The 14,648-nt window shown below is 70.8% G+C and carries 12 protein-coding genes; all 12 read left to right on the top strand.

Annotated elements, in window-relative coordinates; genetic code table 11:
- Window positions 1–1,898, top strand: a 1,898-nt coding sequence (locus CG719_RS17765) for a peptidoglycan D,D-transpeptidase FtsI family protein (protein ID WP_234375627.1), incomplete at its 5' end; no start/stop codon positions are given.
- 196 nt (window positions 1,899–2,094) lie between these two features.
- Entirely contained in the window at window positions 2,095–3,615 is a 1,521-nt protein-coding gene (locus CG719_RS17760; RefSeq protein WP_100569629.1) for a UDP-N-acetylmuramoyl-L-alanyl-D-glutamate--2,6-diaminopimelate ligase, read from the top strand.
- 4 nt (window positions 3,616–3,619) lie between these two features.
- On the top strand, window positions 3,620–5,035 hold the full coding sequence (locus CG719_RS17755) for a UDP-N-acetylmuramoyl-tripeptide--D-alanyl-D-alanine ligase (RefSeq protein WP_100569628.1): 1,416 nt from the start codon (window positions 3,620–3,622) through the stop codon (window positions 5,033–5,035).
- A complete protein-coding gene (gene mraY / locus CG719_RS17750) occupies window positions 5,035–6,105 on the top strand; it encodes a phospho-N-acetylmuramoyl-pentapeptide-transferase (RefSeq protein WP_100569646.1) in 1,071 nt (356 codons plus the stop codon). Before CG719_RS17755 ends, mraY begins: the two co-directional genes overlap by 1 nt.
- Complete coding sequence (murD, locus tag CG719_RS17745; protein WP_100569627.1) at window positions 6,087–7,514, top strand: UDP-N-acetylmuramoyl-L-alanine--D-glutamate ligase; 1,428 nt, start codon at window positions 6,087–6,089, stop codon at window positions 7,512–7,514. Before mraY ends, murD begins: the two co-directional genes overlap by 19 nt.
- A 96-nt stretch (window positions 7,515–7,610) precedes the next feature.
- Window positions 7,611–8,996 carry a putative lipid II flippase FtsW gene (gene ftsW, locus CG719_RS17740; protein WP_100569626.1) on the top strand — a complete coding sequence of 462 codons (1,386 nt, stop codon included), beginning with the start codon at window positions 7,611–7,613 and terminating at the stop codon, window positions 8,994–8,996.
- Window positions 8,997–9,002: 6 nt separating this feature from the next.
- On the top strand, window positions 9,003–10,091 hold the full coding sequence (gene murG / locus CG719_RS17735) for an undecaprenyldiphospho-muramoylpentapeptide beta-N-acetylglucosaminyltransferase (RefSeq protein WP_100569625.1): 1,089 nt from the start codon (window positions 9,003–9,005) through the stop codon (window positions 10,089–10,091).
- Between the two features lie 28 nt (window positions 10,092–10,119).
- Window positions 10,120–10,917 (top strand): cell division protein FtsQ/DivIB, encoded by a 798-nt coding sequence (locus CG719_RS17730; RefSeq protein ID WP_100569624.1) that lies wholly within the window; start codon window positions 10,120–10,122, stop codon window positions 10,915–10,917.
- Between the two features lie 278 nt (window positions 10,918–11,195).
- Window positions 11,196–12,407 carry a cell division protein FtsZ gene (gene ftsZ / locus CG719_RS17725; RefSeq protein ID WP_100569623.1) on the top strand — a complete coding sequence of 404 codons (1,212 nt, stop codon included), beginning with the start codon at window positions 11,196–11,198 and terminating at the stop codon, window positions 12,405–12,407.
- A complete protein-coding gene (pgeF, locus tag CG719_RS17720) occupies window positions 12,404–13,132 on the top strand; it encodes a peptidoglycan editing factor PgeF (protein ID WP_100569622.1) in 729 nt (242 codons plus the stop codon). The genes ftsZ and pgeF overlap by 4 nt, the downstream gene beginning before the upstream one ends.
- A gap of 6 nt (window positions 13,133–13,138) precedes the next feature.
- Entirely contained in the window at window positions 13,139–13,858 is a 720-nt protein-coding gene (locus CG719_RS17715; protein ID WP_100569621.1) for a YggS family pyridoxal phosphate-dependent enzyme, read from the top strand.
- A gap of 127 nt (window positions 13,859–13,985) precedes the next feature.
- Window positions 13,986–14,627: a cell division protein SepF gene (locus CG719_RS17710; protein WP_100569620.1), complete on the top strand. Its 642-nt coding sequence runs from the start codon at window positions 13,986–13,988 to the stop codon at window positions 14,625–14,627.
- The last annotated feature ends 21 nt before the right edge of the window (window positions 14,628–14,648 follow it).

The raw sequence follows: 14,648 nt of genomic DNA, 5'->3' as shown, positions 1-14,648 counted from the left end.
CGCGGCCGGCCGCCCGGCAGCGCCCCGGCCCCGGTGCCCGGCCGGCCCGCCGTCCGGCCCCGGCCCGCCCCCAGGCCGCGCGCATCCGGCTCGGCAGCCCCCGCCCGCGGTTGCGCCTGGTCACTCTGGCGCTGACCCTGGTGCTGCTCGTCTTCGCCGTACGGCTGCTCCAGGTGCAGGCCTTCGACGCGAGCGCGTACGCCGCCAAGGCCGAGGAGAACCGGTACGTGGTGCACACCCTGGCCGCCGAGCGGGGCCGTATCACCGACCGCAACGGCGTCGACCTGGCGACCAGCGTGGACGCCGACGACATCACCGCCGACCCCACCATGTTCAGCCGCGCCCAGCTCGGCATCGGCGACGGCCCCGAGCAGGCGGCCGCGCTGCTCGCCCCGATCCTCGGCCAGGACCAGGCGGCCCTCGCCGCCAGGCTCCGCACGCCGAACACCCGCTACGTCCTGCTCGCCCGCCGCGAGACCCCGCAGGTCTGGAAGCAGATCAAGGACCTGAAGACGGCCCTCGTGAAGAAGGCCCAGAAGGACAAGGCCACCGTCAACGTGCTCGCCGGCGTCTTCTCCGACCCCAGCAGCAAGCGGGTCTACCCCAACGGCGACCTCGCCGCCGGGATACTGGGCTGGGTCAACGCCGAGGGCAAGGGCGGCGGTGGCGTGGAGCAGCAGCTGAACGAGCAGCTGGCCGGCAAGCCCGGCAAGATCCGCTACGCCCAGTCCGGCGGCCGCGAGGTGCCCACCGCCGGCTCCACCGAGACCCGCGCGGTGCCCGGCTCCGACACCGAGCTCACCATCGACCGCGACATCCAGTGGGCCGCCCAGAACGCCATCGCCGAGCAGGTGGCGAAGTCCGGGGCGGACCGCGGCTACGTCATCGTCCAGGACACCCGCACCGGCGAGATCCTCGCCATGGCCAACTCCCCGGGCTTCGACCCGGGCGACCTGGCCCACGCCAACCCGTCCGCGCTGGGCAACGCCGCCCTCCAGGACGCCTACGAGCCCGGCTCCACCGCCAAGGTCATGTCCATGGCCGCCGTACTGGAGGAGAACGCGGCGACTCCGCTCACCCACGTCGTCGTGCCCAACCGGCTGCACCGCGGCGACCGCCTCTTCCAGGACGACGTCGACCACGCCACCTGGTACCTCACCCTGAACGGAGTGCTCGCCAAGTCCAGCAACATCGGCACCATCCTGGCCACCGGCCAGCTCGGCGGAACCCAGCCGGAGGCCAACAAGGTCCTCTACTCCTATCTGCGCAAGTTCGGCATCGGCGAGCCGACCGGACTCGGCTTCCCCGGCGAGACCAGGGGCATCCTCGCTCCGCCCGACAAGTGGTCCACGTCGCAGCAGTTCACGATCCCGTTCGGCCAGGGCTTCGCCATCAACGCCGTACAGGCGGCCTCCGTCTACTCCACGATCGCCAACGGCGGAGTGCGGGTGCAGCCGACGCTGGTGCGCGGGACCAAGGGCGCCGACGGCCGCTTCACGCCGGCCGCCAAGCCGGAGAGCACACGGGTCGTGAGCGCCAGGACGGCGAAGACGCTCGCGCAGATGCTGGAGTCCGTGGTGGACGACGAGCAGGGCACCGGAGTCAAGGCGCGCATCCCCGGCTACCGGGTGGCGGGCAAGACCGGCACGGCCAACCGCGTGGACCCGGACACCGGCAGATACCACGGCTACACCTCCTCCTTCGCCGGGTTCGCGCCCGCCGACAACCCGCGCGTCACCGTCTACTGCGCGATCCAGAACGCCACCAAGGGCAGCTACTTCGGCGGCCAGATCTGCGGCCCGATCTACAAGGAGGTCATGGAGTTCGCGCTGAAGACGCTCCAGGTGCCGCCGACCGGCGCGCAGGCCGCGAACCTGCCCGTCGACTTCAAGCCGTGACCGGAACAGAACGACCAGGAACCAGCCCGTGACAACGATCACTCCCGGCCCCGGGAAACGCCCGTCGCCCCGGCCCTCGTCCGCTCCGGACGGGGCTGCGCGCGATCCCCTTTTTAGCCCGACGGCGGGTACGCCCGGTACGCTCACCGCCGTGCCACACGCTGATCAGTCCCAAACCACCCAGAAGGGCGCTTCCGTGACATATCCGGGACCGCCGCGACCGGCTCGGGTCTCCGCCGCCCCCCTCGCGGAGCTCGCCGATCAGCTGGGGGTCACCGCTCCGGACGGCGCCGCCGAGGTCATGGGCATCACCCACGACTCGCGCGCCGTGCGCCCCGGCGACCTGTATGCGGCCCTGCCCGGCGCCCGCACCCACGGCGCCGACTTCGTCACCCAGGCGGCGAGCCTGGGCGCGGTCGCCGTGCTCACCGACCCGTCCGGCGTCGAGCGCGCCGCCGCCACCGGCCTGCCGGTCCTGGCCGTGGACGATCCGCGCGGGCGGATGGGCGAGCTGGCGGCCACGATCTACGGCCGGCCAGGGCGCGACCTGCTCCAGATCGGCATCACCGGCACCTCCGGCAAGACCACCACCGCCTACCTCGTCGAGGGCGGCCTGCGGACCGTGAAGTCCACCGGACTGATCGGCACCGTCGAGATGCGCATCGGTGACGAGCGCATCAAGTCCGAGCGCACCACCCCCGAGGCCACCGACCTCCAGGCCCTGTTCGCGGTCATGCGCGAGCGCGGGGTCGAGGCGGTCGCCATGGAGGTCTCCAGCCACGCCCTGGTGCTCGGCCGCGTCGACGGCTGCGTCTTCGACATCGCTGTCTTCACCAACCTCAGCCCGGAGCACATGGAGTTCCACTCCGGCATGGAGGACTACTTCCAGGCCAAGGCGCAGCTGTTCACGCCGGAGCGCAGCAGGCTCGGCGTGGTCAACTTCGACGACGAGTACGGGCGCCGGCTGATCAGGGAGGCCACGGTCCCGGTCGTCACCTACTCCGCCGAGGGCCACCCCGACGCCGACTGGCGCGCCGAGGACGTCCAGATCGGCCCGGTCGACTCCGCCTTCACCGTGGTCGGCCCCGAGGGCCGGCGGATCGCCGCCAGATCGCCGCTGCCGGGCCCGTTCAACGTCGCCAACACACTGGCCGCCGTGGTCGCCCTGGCCGCCGCGGGCCTCGATGCCCAGTCCGCCGCCGACGGCATCGCCGCCGTTCCGGGCGTACCGGGCCGTCTGGAGCGCGTCGACGTCGGCCAGCCGTACCTCGCGGTCGTCGACTACGCGCACAAGACGGACGCCGTCGAGTCGGTCCTCAAGGCGCTGCGCAAGGTGACCAAGGGCCGGCTGCACATCGTGCTCGGCTGCGGTGGCGACCGTGACCGGACCAAGCGCGCGCCCATGGGCGCCGCCGCGGCCCGGCTCTCCGACATCGCCGTGCTGACCTCCGACAACCCCCGCTCCGAGGATCCCCTGGCGATCCTCGCCACCATGCTCGAGGGCGCGGCCTCGGTGCCCGCGCACGAGCGCGGCGAGGTCCTCCTCTTCGAGGAGCGGGCCGCCGCGATCGCCGCCGCCGTCGACCGCGCGCAGCCCGGGGACACCGTGCTGGTCGCGGGCAAGGGCCATGAACAGGGCCAGGACATCGCCGGAGTGGTCCGTCCCTTCGACGACCGCCAGGTGCTTCGCGAAGCTATCCAGAAGACCCAGGGATGAACTTGTGATCGCCCTCTCCCTCGCCGAGATCGCAGCAGTCGTCGGCGGGCAGACGTACGACATACCGGATCCGTCCGCGGAGGTCACCGGGCCGGTGGTCCGCGACTCCCGCGAGGTGGTGCCCGGCAGCCTCTTCGTCGCCTTCGTCGGCGAGCGCGTGGACGGCCACGACTTCGCCGCGGCCGTCGTCGAGGCGGGCGCGGCCGCCGTGCTGGCGTCCCGCCCCGTCGGCGTGCCCGCGATCGTCGTCGAGGACGTGCAGGCCGCCCTCGGCGCCCTCGCCCGCCACGTCGTCGAACGGCTGGGCGCGACCCTTGTCGCCCTCACCGGCTCCGCGGGCAAGACGAGTACCAAGGACCTCGTCGCGCAGGTGCTGCGGCGCAAGGCGCCGACCGTGTTCACGCCCGGCTCCCTCAACAACGAGATCGGGCTGCCGCTGACCGCGCTGAGCGCCACCGAGGAGACGAGGTTCCTCGTGCTGGAGATGGGCGCCCGCGGCATCGGCCACATCCGCTACCTGACCGGGCTGACCCCGCCGAGGGTCGGGCTGGTGCTCAACGTCGGCACCGCCCACATCGGCGAGTTCGGCGGCCGTGAGCAGATCGCCCAGGCGAAGGGCGAGTTGGTGGAGAGCCTGCCCGCGGCCGAGGACGGCGGAACCGCGATCCTCAACGCCGACGACCCGTTGGTACGGGCCATGGCCTCCCGTACGAAGGCGAAGGTGATCCTTTTCGGAGAGTCCGGCGAAGCGGACGTACGCGCAGAGAACGTGAGACTCACGGACAGCGGACAGCCCGCCTTCAGGCTTCACACACCCTCCGGTGCAAGCGATGTGACGATGCGCCTGTACGGTGAGCATCACGTGTCGAACGCGCTCGCCGCGGCCGCCGTCGCCCATGAGCTGGGCATGTCCGCAACTGAGATCGCGACCGCGCTCTCCGAGGCGGGCTCCCTCTCCCGCTGGCGGATGGAGGTCACCGAGCGCCCGGACGGCGTGAAGGTCGTCAACGACGCCTACAACGCCAACCCCGAGTCCATGCGAGCCGCTCTGCGCGCGCTCGCGGCCATGGGCGCGGGACGGCGGACCTGGGCGGTGCTCGGCAAGATGGCCGAGCTCGGGGACGAGGCGCTCGCCGAGCACGACGCGGTCGGACGGCTGGCCGTCCGGCTCAACGTCAGCAAGCTCGTCGCGGTCGGGGGCAGGGAAGCGTCCTGGCTGCAACTGGGCGCATATAACGAGGGTTCGTGGGGTGAGGAGTCGGTGCACGTGTCCGACGCACAGGCGGCGATCGACCTGTTGCGCAGCGAGTTGCGCCCGGGGGACGTCGTTCTCGTGAAGGCGTCCCGTTCGGTCGGCCTCGAGAGTGTCGCCCAGGCGCTGCTCGAGAACGGTGCCGAGGGTGAGGTCGCCGCCCGATGATGAAGCAGATCCTGTTCGCGGGAGTCATTGGCCTCTTCCTGACGCTGGTCGGCACCCCGCTGCTGATCAAGCTCCTGGCCCGCAAGGGCTACGGCCAGTACATCCGCGACGACGGCCCGCGTGAGCACGCCAGCAAGCGCGGTACGCCGACCATGGGTGGTATCGCCTTCATCCTGGCCACGGTCGCCGCCTACTTCCTGTCCAAGGTGATCACCGGCTACACCCCGACCTACTCGGGTCTGCTGGTGCTCGGCCTGATGGTCGGCATGGGCCTGGTCGGCTTCCTCGACGACTACATCAAGATCGTCAAGCGCCGTTCGCTGGGCCTGCGCGCCAAGGCGAAGATGGCCGGCCAGCTGACCGTCGGCATCGCCTTCGCGGTGCTCGCGCTGCAGTTCTCCGACAACCGCGGCAACACCCCAGCCTCCACGAAGCTGTCGTTCATCACCGACTTCGGCTGGACGATCGGCCCCGTGCTGTTCGTGATCTGGGCGCTGTTCATGATTCTCGCGATGTCGAACGGCGTGAACCTCACCGATGGTCTGGACGGTCTCGCGACCGGCGCCTCCGTCCTGGTCTTCGGCGCCTACACCTTCATCGGCGTCTGGCAGTTCCAGGAGTCCTGCGCCAACGCGATGACCCTGACCAACCCCAACGCCTGCTACGAGGTGCGTGACCCGCTCGACCTCGCGGTCGTCTCCTCCGCGCTCATGGGCGCCTGCCTGGGCTTCCTGTGGTGGAACACCTCGCCCGCCAAGGTCTTCATGGGCGACACCGGTTCGCTCGCGCTCGGCGGTGTGCTCGCGGGCCTGGCGATCTGCTCCCGCACCGAGCTGCTGCTCGCGCTGCTGGGCGGCCTGTTCGTGCTGATCACCATGTCGGTGGTGATCCAGGTCGGCTCCTTCCGGCTCACCGGGAAGCGGGTCTTCCGGATGGCGCCGCTCCAGCACCACTTCGAACTCAAGGGCTGGTCCGAAGTGCTCATCGTGGTCCGTTTCTGGATCATCCAGGGCATCTGTGTGATTGTCGGACTGGGCCTCTTCTATGCGGGATGGGCAGCGGACAAGTGACCGACTGGCAGGGAAAGAACGTCACCGTCGCGGGACTCGGAGTGTCCGGTGTCCCGGCGGCCAGGGTCCTGCACGGCCTCGGCGCGCACGTCACCGTCGTCAACGACGGCGACGACGAGCGCGCCCGGGCCCAGGCGGCCGAGCTGGAGGCCCTCGGGGTCACCGTGCGCCTCGGTGACGGGGACACCCTGCCCAAGGGCACCGAGCTGATCGTCACCGCGCCCGGCTGGCGGCCGGACAAGCCGCTCTTCCGCGCCGCCGGGCAGGCCGGCGTACCCGTCTGGGGGGACGTCGAACTCGCCTGGCGGCTGCGCGGCCGGGACGGCAGAAAAGCAGCCCCATGGCTCGCAGTGACCGGCACCAACGGCAAGACCACCACCGTGCAGATGCTCGCCTCCATCCTGAAGGCGGCGGGCCTGCGCACGGCGGCCGTCGGCAACATCGGCGTCTCCCTGCTGGACGCCGTGCTCGGCGACGAGCCCTATGACGTCCTGGCGGTGGAGCTGTCGAGCTACCAGCTCCACTGGGCGCCCTCGCTGCGCGCCCACTCCGCCGCCGTCCTCAACCTCGCCCCCGACCACCTCGACTGGCACGGCTCCATGGAGGCCTACGCGGCCGACAAGGGCCGTATCTACGAGGGCAATCGCGTCGCCTGCGTCTACAACGTGGCCGACAGGGCGACCGAGGACCTGGTGCGCGAGGCGGACGTCGAGGAGGGCTGCCGAGCCGTCGGGTTCACGCTCGGCACGCCAGGCCCCTCCCAACTCGGCGTCGTGGACGGCATCCTCGTCGACCGCGCCTTCGTCGAGAACCGGCAGAAGAACGCCCAGGAGCTCGCCGAGGTCTCCGACGTCGTTCCGCCCGCCCCGCACAACATCGCCAACGCCCTCGCCGCGGCGGCCCTGGCACGCGCCTTCGGCGTCCCGGCGCAGGCCGTCCGGGACGGCCTGCGGGCCTTCACCCCGGACGCCCACCGCATCGCGCACGTGGCCGACGTGGACGGCGTGGCCTACGTCGACGACTCCAAGGCCACCAACACCCACGCGGCGCAGGCCTCGTTGGCGGCCTATGAGTCGATCGTGTGGATCGCGGGCGGTCTGGCGAAGGGCGCGACCTTCGACGAGCTGGTCGCGAACTCGGCGAAGCGGCTGCGCGGCGTCGTCCTCATCGGAGCCGATCGCGCGCTCATCCGTGAGGCCCTCGCGCGACACGCCCCGGAGGTACCCGTCGTCGACCTCGACCGGACCGACACTGGGGCGATGCTCCAGGCCGTCCAGGAGGCGCGGCGGCTCGCACGGCCCGGCGACACGGTACTGCTGGCCCCGGCCTGCGCCTCCATGGACATGTTCGCCAACTACAACAGGCGTGGCGAGGCGTTCGCGGAGGCCGTATCCGGACTCGGCGCCTGATCCCGGCCGCCCCCGCTGCCGGGCGACCTCGGGAGGGAGGCGTGGGACCCGTGAGCCGAGCCGTACTCGCGCGGCCGACGTACAGCGGAGGACCCGATGCCCGGTAGCCCCGGCAGCAGCCGTACCGGCCGCCCGCCCGTGCAGCGGGCCGTCCGGCGGCCGGCGCCCGGCCGGCCTCCGGGCGGGCGCTCCGTGGCGAGCCTGGTCGTCCGCGCGCGCCGGGCCTGGGACCGGCCGCTGACCGCCTACTACCTGATCCTCGGCGGCAGCCTGCTGCTCACCGTGCTGGGTCTGGTGATGGTCTACTCGGCCTCCCAGATCACCGCGCTGCAGAAGGCGCTGCCGGGCTCGTACTTCTTCCGTAAACAGCTCCTCGCGGCCGCGATCGGCGCCGGGCTGCTGCTGCTCGCCGCCCGGATGCCGGTCAGGCTGCACCGGGCACTGGCCTACCCGATCCTGGCGGGCGCGGTGGTCCTCATGGCGCTGGTGCAGGTGCCGGGGATAGGGATGGCGGTCAACGGCAACCAGAACTGGATCGCGCTGGGCGGCTCCTTCCAGATCCAGCCCAGCGAGATCGGCAAGCTGGCGCTGGTGCTGTGGGGCGCCGACCTCATCGCGCGCAAACAGGACAAGCGGCTGCTGACCCAGTGGAAGCACATGCTGGTGCCGCTCGTCCCGGTCGCCTTCATGCTGCTCGGGCTGATCATGCTCGGCGGCGACATGGGTACCGCGATCATCCTCACCGCGATCCTGTTCGGCCTGCTGTGGCTGGCGGGGGCGCCCACCCGGCTCTTCGTGGGGGTGCTGTCGTTCGCCGGGGTGATCGGCTTCCTGCTGATCCAGACGAGCGCCAACCGCCTCGGCCGGTTCGCCTGCGTCGGCTCGAGCGACGCGACCAAGTGCTGGCAGGCGGTGCACGGCATCTACGCTCTGGCCTCCGGCGGGCTGTTCGGTTCCGGACTCGGTGCCAGTGTGGAGAAATGGGGGCAACTCCCCGAAGCCCACACCGACTTCATCTTCGCCGTCACCGGCGAGGAACTGGGTCTCGCGGGGACGCTGTCGGTGCTCGCCCTGTTCGCCGCTCTAGGCTATGCGGGCATCCGCGTGGCCGGACGCACGGAGGACCCCTTCGTGAGGTATGCCGCGGGAGGCGTGACCACCTGGATCACCGTGCAGGCGGTGATCAACATCGGTGCGGTGCTCGGTCTGCTGCCGATCGCCGGCGTCCCGCTCCCGCTGTTCTCCTACGGAGGATCCGCCCTGCTGCCGACCATGTTCGCCATCGGGCTGCTGATCGCCTTCGCGCGTGACGAGCCCGCTGCGCGGGCGGCGCTTGCCATGCGGCAACCTCGCTTTGGTAGAAAGCGGGCAGGAGGCTCCGCGCCCGGCCGGAGATCCGACCGTGGATCCGGTCGCGAGCCTCGGAGATGGAACACGATGCGACGGCGCGCCTCGGCGGCGCGTTCGTCCGGAGAGCGGTGAATTTCGGTGCATGTCGTACTCGCCGGCGGAGGTACCGCGGGCCACATCGAGCCCGCGCTCGCCCTCGCGGACGCCCTGCGCAGGCAGGACCCGACCGTGGGGATCACGGCCCTGGGCACGGAGCGCGGCCTGGAGACCCGGCTCGTACCCGAGCGGGGCTACGAGCTCGCGCTCATCCCGGCGGTGCCGCTGCCGCGCAAACCCACCCCGGAGCTGATCACCGTTCCGGGACGGCTGCGCGGCACGATCAAGGCGGCCGAGCAGATCATGGAGCGCACCAAGGCGGACGCCGTGGTCGGATTCGGCGGCTACGTCGCCCTGCCCGGCTACCTGGCCGCCAAGCGGCTCGGTGTGCCCATCGTCATCCACGAGGCCAACGCCCGGCCGGGCCTGGCCAACAAGATCGGTTCGCGGTACGCCGCACAGGTCGCCGTCTCCACGCCCGACAGCAAGCTGCGCGGTGCCCGCTACATCGGCATCCCGCTGCGCCGCGCCATCGCGACCCTGGACCGGGCGGCCATGCGCCCCGAGGCCCGCGCGGCGTTCGGGCTCGACCCGAACCTGCCCACCCTGCTGGTCTCCGGCGGCTCACAGGGCGCCCGCCGCCTCAACGAGGTGGTCCAGCAGGTCGCGCCCTGGCTCCAGCAGGCCGGCATCCAGATCCTGCACGCGGTCGGCCCGAAGAACGACCTGCCGCAGGTGCAGCAGATGCCGGGAATGCCGCCCTACATCCCGGTAAGTTACCTTGATCGCATGGACCTCGCGTACGCCGCGGCCGACATGATGCTCTGCCGCGCCGGCGCGATGACCGTCGCCGAACTCTCCGCCGTCGGGCTCCCGGCCGCCTACGTCCCGCTGCCCATCGGCAACGGTGAACAGCGGCTGAACGCCCAGCCGGTGGTCAAGGCCGGCGGCGGACTGCTGGTCGACGACGCGGAGCTCACCCCCGAGTGGCTGCAGCAGAACGTCCTGCCCGTGCTCGCCGATCCGCACCGGCTGTACCAGATGTCCCGCGCCGCCGGGGAGTTCGGCCGCCGGGACGCCGACGAGCTGCTCGTCGGCATGGTGTACGAGGCCATCGCCTCGCACCGTTAGGACCGTATGCACGGAAGGGCTTGAGAGCGTGGCCGGAGCGACGACCGCGGAGCGCGGTGAACGCCAGCAGGAGTCGTCGTCCGGCCCGCCTCTGGTCCGCCGGCTGAGACGGCTGCGCCCTCGTACGATCATCATCCTTTCGCTGGCCCTGGTCTGCCTCTGTGCCGGCTCCCTGTGGGTGCTGTACGGCTCGCGGTGGACGCGGGTGGAGCACGTATCCGTCTCCGGTGCCACGGTCCTGACGCCCGCTCAGGTGCGGGCCGCCGCCGGAGTGCGGCTCGGAACGCAGTTGATTTCCGTCGACACCGATGCGGTGGAGGCCCGGCTGCGCCGTGAATTGCCCCGAATCGACTCGGTCGACGTGGTGCGCTCATGGCCCCACGGAATCGGGTTGAAAGTGGTCGAGCGCACTCCGGTCATGGTGGAGGAAAAGGGCGGGAAGTTCGTCGAAGTGGACGCGAAGGGTGTCCGGTTCGCCACGGTTTCACAGGTGCCGAAAGGTGTGCCCCTGCTGGAATTGTCACTTTCCCGCTCCAGCGCGGCAGCCGCGAGCCTGCGCCGCTTCGGCGAGGACCGGCTGGTGCGCGAGGCGGTCGCGGTCGCCGGACGGATTCCCGCCGTGGTCGCCCATGAGACCCGGGTCGTCAAGGTCCGTACCTACGACGACATCTCACTGGAGTTGAGCGGCGGCCGGACCGTCGCCTGGGGCAGCAGCGAGAACGGCCGGCTGAAGGCCCGCACCCTGGCCGCGCTGATGAAAGCGTCCCCCGGGGCACGGCACTTCGACGTCAGGGTTCCCACCGCCCCGGCTTCATCGGGGAGTTGACGCACATCTGTGCAGGCCAACACCCTGGTTGGGCGGCGCTATGGCTGATCACATAGGGTGAAAAGAAAAACGGGAGGTTCGGCGTGTTCGTTGAACGGGCGCCACTTGTCGACTTAGTGTCCTGTTCCGAAGACTTCAAGGAACAGACACACTGGTAACCCTAAACTTCAGGGTTAGGGTTCGGGTCGGCGTTCGGACCGTCCCATTCGGCATCAGTCGTCGGATCGCGGCAGGACCGCGAGGCGGCGACACGTAACTCGAGGCGAGAGGCCTTCGACGTGGCAGCACCGCAGAACTACCTCGCAGTCATCAAAGTCATCGGTGTCGGCGGCGGTGGTGTCAATGCCATCAACCGGATGATCGAGGTCGGTCTCAAGGGCGTCGAGTTCATCGCCATCAACACCGACGCGCAGGCGCTGTTGATGAGCGACGCCGACGTCAAGCTCGATGTCGGCCGCGAACTCACGCGCGGACTCGGCGCCGGGGCCAACCCGGCCGTCGGCCGCAAGGCCGCCGAGGACCACCGTGAGGAGATCGAGGAGGTCCTCAAGGGGGCCGACATGGTCTTCGTGACGGCCGGCGAGGGCGGCGGCACCGGTACCGGCGGCGCGCCCGTCGTGGCCAACATCGCGCGTTCGCTGGGCGCCCTCACCATCGGCGTGGTCACGCGCCCGTTCACCTTCGAGGGGCGGCGCCGCGCGAACCAGGCCGAGGACGGCATCGCCGAGCTCCGCGAAGAGGTCGACACCCTCATCGTCATCCCCAACGACCGGCTGCTGTCCATCTCGGACCGCCAGGTCAGCGTGCTCGACGCGTTCAAGTCCGCGGACCAGGTGCTGCTGTCCGGTGTGCAGGGCATCACCGACCTGATCACCACCCCCGGCCTGATCAACCTCGACTTCGCCGACGTCAAGTCCGTCATGTCCGAGGCCGGCTCGGCACTCATGGGCATCGGCTCGGCCCGCGGCGACGACCGCGCGGTGGCCGCGGCCGAGATGGCGATCTCCTCTCCCCTCCTCGAGGCCTCCATCGACGGCGCCCGGGGCGTGCTCCTGTCCATCTCCGGCGGCAGCGACCTCGGTCTGTTCGAGATCAACGAGGCCGCCCAGCTCGTCAGCGAGGCGGCGCACCCCGAGGCCAACATCATCTTCGGCGCGGTCATCGACGACGCCCTCGGCGACGAGGTCCGGGTCACCGTGATCGCGGCTGGCTTCGACGGCGGCCAGCCTCCGGCCCGCCGGGACAACGTCCTCGGTTCGGCCTCCGCCCCGCCCCCGGCCCGCCGCGAGGAGCCCACCCCGGTGCGGCAGCCCGAGAGCCGCCCGACCTTCGGCTCGCTCGGCAGCGTGACGCCGAAGGAGGAGCCGGAGCCCGTCGCCCCCGAGCCGGTGCAGGACCTTCCGCCGGTGACCCAGCCCGTCACGCCGTCGCCGCGCAGCTACTCCGACAGCGCGGCCGAGGAGCTGGACGTACCGGACTTCCTCAAGTGATAGGTGGGCGCGACACCGTGAGCGGCGCGCACTTCGCCTTCACCGACCGGTGGGGCGGGGTGAGCGCCGTTCCGTACGAGGAGCTCAATCTCGGCGGCGCGGTCGGCGACGACCCCGGCGCGGTACGCACCAACCGCGGCCTGGCCGCCACCTCGCTCGGACTCGACCCGGACCGGGTGGTCTGGATGAACCAGGTGCACGGCAACGACATCGCCGAGGTCGACGGGCCGTGGACCACGCGTCTCACCCCGCCGGTCGACGGACTGGTGACCGCGACCCGCGGGCTCGCCCTCGCCGTGCTCACCGCCGACTGCGTTCCGGTGCTGCTGGCCGACCCGGTGGCCGGTGTGGCCGCCGCCGTCCACGCCGGGCGGCCCGGCATGATCAAGGGGGTCGTCCCGGCCGCGGTCGACGCGATGGAGTCGCTCGGCGCCCGGCCGGACCGCATCACCGCCCGCACCGGACCCGCCGTGTGCGGCCGGTGCTACGAGGTGCCGGAGGACCTGCGCGCCGAGGTGGCCGCGATCGAACCGGCGGCGTACGCCGAGACCAGTTGGGGCACGCCGGCCGTCGACGTGAGCGCCGGCGTGCACGCGCAGCTCGAGCGCCTCGGGGTGCACGACCGGGAGCAGTCGCCGGTGTGCACGCGGGAGTCGGGCGATCACTTCTCGTACCGCCGCGACCGCACCACCGGTCGGCTCGCGGGCTATGTCTGGCTGGACTGATGGGGCATGACGGACCGTAGGAACGAACTCGCCGCGAACCTGGCGAAGGTGGAGCGGCGTATCGCCGCCGCGTGCGCGGCCGCCGGCCGGGCACGGGAGGAAGTGACCCTCATCGTGGTCACCAAGACGTACCCGGCATCGGATGTGCGGATCCTGTCGGAACTCGGCGTGCGCCACACCGCCGAGAACCGGGACCAGGAGGCGGCGCCCAAGGCCGCCGAGTGCGCCGATTTGCCCCTGACGTGGCATTTTGTTGGTCAACTTCAGACCAATAAAGTGCGATCCGTGGTCGGTTACGCCGATGTCGTCCAGTCGCTCGACCGCTCCCGGCTCGTCACCGCGCTCTCCAGGGAGGCCGTGCGGGCGGAGCGCGAGCTCGGCTGCCTCATCCAGGTGGCACTCGACGCGGGGGAGAGCGGACGCGGCGAGCGAGGGGGTGTGGGGCCCGGCGGAATCGAAGAGTTGGCCGACCTCGTCGCCCGCTCCGAGGGGCTGCGCCTCGACGGACTGATGACGGTAGCCCCGCTGACCGGGGAGTACGCCGGCCGGCAACAGGCCGCGTTCGAGCGCCTCATGGATTTGTCGACCGACCTGCGCGCTGCCCATCCGGCTGCCACCATGGTCTCGGCAGGGATGAGCGGGGACCTCGAACAGGCCGTGGCCGCCGGGGCGACACATGTGCGCGTCGGCAGCGCGGTACTCGGAGTCCGCCCCAGGCTCGGGTAACGTCGCCAAGAAGTCGGACCACAGCAGAAAATATGGTCAATATCGCCCAACGGGGCGCAACGACCTCGTGGATCGCGGGCACTTGGCGGTCGTCAGCGGATCCACCACAGAGCGGAGGACTCAGAGCATGGCCGGCGCGATGCGCAAGATGGCGGTCTACCTCGGCCTCGTGGAGGACGATGGGTACGACGGCCGGGGATTCGACCCCGATGACGACTTCGAACCCGAGCTGGACCCGGAACCCGAGCGGGACCGCCGACGGCACGATCCGCCGCACCAGCCGCATGGTGCACATCAGCCCCAAAGGGATGAACCGGTGCGAGTGGCGCAGCCTCCGGCGCCCCGCGAACCGGTGTCGCATTCCGCTTCGCTCCCGGCGGAATCCGGGCGCCCCGCGCGCATCGCGCCCGTGGCGTCCATCACACAAGACCGCGCAAGCCTGGAGAAGAACGCACCGGTGATCATGCCCAAGGTCGTGTCGGAACGAGAGCCGTACCGGATCACCACACTTCACCCCCGGACCTACAACGAGGCCCGTACCATCGGGGAACACTTCCGTGAGGGCACCCCGGTGATCATGAATCTGACTGAGATGGATGACACAGACGCGAAGCGACTTGTCGACTTTGCCGCCGGTTTGGTGTTCGGTCTTCACGGCAGTATCGAGCGGGTGACGCAGAAGGTGTTCCTGTTGTCGCCTGCTAACGTCGATGTCACGGCGGAGGACAAGGCCCGCATCGCAGAGGGCGGGTTCTTCAACCAGAGCTGAGACGCACCACCGTAGAACAGG

The organism is Streptomyces sp. CB01373 (assembly GCF_002803075.1).
Lineage (GTDB): Bacteria > Actinomycetota > Actinomycetes > Streptomycetales > Streptomycetaceae > Streptomyces.
This window is presented reverse-complemented; position numbering and strand designations above follow the sequence as displayed.